Source organism: Falsirhodobacter sp. 20TX0035, from assembly GCF_028307215.1.
Lineage (GTDB): Bacteria > Pseudomonadota > Alphaproteobacteria > Rhodobacterales > Rhodobacteraceae > Falsirhodobacter.
Genome location: NZ_JAQMHV010000043.1, coordinates 1 through 266 on the forward strand (window position 1 = coordinate 1; position 266 = coordinate 266).

Genomic DNA, 266 nt, shown 5'->3' on the forward strand with positions numbered 1-266 from the left:
TTGCAAGAGCGGGGGCCGGTGCACCTGATCCATGCCTATGGGCCGACGGAGACCACCACCTTTGCGACAACGGCACGTATCGAGCGGGCTGAAGGGGAGGCGCGCTTGCCGATTGGGAAACCGATCGGCAATACCCGCGCTTACTTGCTGGACGCCCGCGGGCGCCCGGTGCCGATGGGAGCGGTGGGGGAATTGCATATCGGCGGCGTGGGGGTGGCGTTGGGCTACCTGAACCGACCGGAACTGACGGCACAGCGCTTCCTGAG

General features: G+C 66.5%; 1 protein-coding gene. It reads left to right on the forward strand.

The annotated features are described in order from the left end of the window. Window positions 1-18: 18 nt before the first annotated feature. On the forward strand, window positions 19-266 hold a 248-nt coding region (locus PIJ50_RS16355), incomplete at its 3' end, for an AMP-binding protein (protein WP_271976664.1).